Source organism: Microbacterium sp. (assembly GCF_031988965.1).
Classification (GTDB): domain Bacteria; phylum Actinomycetota; class Actinomycetes; order Actinomycetales; family Microbacteriaceae; genus Microbacterium.
In genome coordinates this window covers 1-1,608 of record NZ_DALZXX010000278.1, presented here as the reverse complement: position 1 = coordinate 1,608, position 1,608 = coordinate 1, and the positions used below count along the sequence as shown (strand labels likewise).

Genomic DNA, 1,608 nt, shown 5'->3' with positions numbered 1-1,608 from the left:
CAGCCGCGGCACGAGCAGGACGGCGGCGACGACGAACGGCAGCGCGCACGCGAGCGCACCCGCGAGCGGGCCGGCGGTCACGCCGTTCAGCGATCCGGTCCCCCACGCCGAGGCGAACATCGCCGTCTCGAGCTCGATCTGCAGCAGCATCCACGTGTTCAGCGAGGCGAGGATCGCCGAGACGCCGATCCCGACGACGATCAGGCGGAATCCCTGCACGCCGCCGCGCGCGGACAGCAGCCAGATCGCCGCCGCGGTGGCGAATCCGCCGAGGAGAGAGCCGACGGTGAGCACGGGCCAGCTGCCCGAGACGAGCACCAGCGCGAGCAGCATGCCGGTGAACGCGCCGTTGGAGAGACCGAGGATGTCGGGGCTCGCGAGCGGGTTCCTCGTCACGGTCTGGAACAGCGCGCCCGCGACGGCCAGCAGGGCGCCGACCGTGATCGCGGCGACCGCCCGGGGAAGTCGCCAGTCGATCACGACCGTGCGGTCCATGGCATCGCCGCCGCCGAGCAGCGTCTGCACGACCTGCTGTGGCGTGAGGGGGTAGGTGCCGAGTCCCAGCGCCAGCACCGCCAGCACGACGAGGGCGCCGACCGCCGCGACACCCGCGAGGATGCTGCGCTGACGCACCGGCATCCGCAGGGGGCCGAGACGAAGGATCCGCCGTCGGTACCCGACGTCGGTGGGCGTGACCACGCGCGAAGAGCTCACAGTGCACTCGCCCTGCGCCTGCGGGCCAGCACGATCAGCACGGGAGCCCCGACGAACGCCGCGACGATGCCGACCGGCACTTCGGCCGGGGCGATGATGACGCGGCCGAGCACGTCGGCGAGCAGCAGGATGACGGGTGCGAGCACGGCCGAGAGAGGAAGGATGAGTCGCTGATCGACGCCGAACGTCCAGCGGATCACGTGCGGCACCATGAGGCCGATGAACGAGATCGGGCCGGCCAGGGCGGTGGCGGCACCGGCGAGCAGCGTGACGGCGGCGATGACGCCGATGCGGATGCCGGCGACGTTGGCGCCCTGCGCACGGGCGACGTCTTCACCCAGGCCGATCGCGTTCAGACCGGGGGCGAGGAGCATCGCGAGCACGAGTCCGGCGACCACGAACGGGAGCACAGGCAGGATGACGTCGAAGCCGCGACCGAGGAGCGACCCGGCATTCCAGCTGCGCATCGAGTCGAAGGCATCGGGATCGCTCAGCGACAGCCCGGTCGTGATTCCCGAGAGCACGGCGCCGAGCGCGACACCGGCGAGGGTGAGGCGCAGCGGATCGGCCGAGCCGCGTCCGGAGGACCCGATGAGGTACACGGCCACCGTGACGACGAGCGCGCCGAGGAAGGCGAGCCACACGAACTGCGAGACATCGCGCAGCCCCAGGAAGGTCACGCCCAGGGCGACGGCGAGCGCGGCGCCGGCGTTGACCCCGAGGATGCCGGGATCGGCGAGCGGATTGCGGGTGAAGGCCTGGATCAGCGCCCCCGCCACCCCCAGCGCGGCACCGGCCACGAGCCCCGTGACGGTGCGCGGGATGCGCAGGTCGAAGACGATGTAGTCGGTCTCGGGCGTGCCCCCGCCCTGCAGCGTCGCCCACACCGCCTGG

Annotated in this window: 2 protein-coding genes; both read right to left on the bottom strand. The window is 72.4% G+C overall.

From position 1 onward, the window contains the following. A partial coding sequence (locus tag RTM68_RS18710; protein WP_312173830.1) for an iron chelate uptake ABC transporter family permease subunit occupies positions 1-714 on the bottom strand: 714 nt, incomplete at its 3' end. Continuing rightward, positions 711-1,608 (bottom strand): iron chelate uptake ABC transporter family permease subunit (locus RTM68_RS18705; protein WP_312173829.1); only part of this gene is annotated, 898 nt, incomplete at its 5' end. The genes RTM68_RS18705 and RTM68_RS18710, both read right to left, overlap by 4 nt.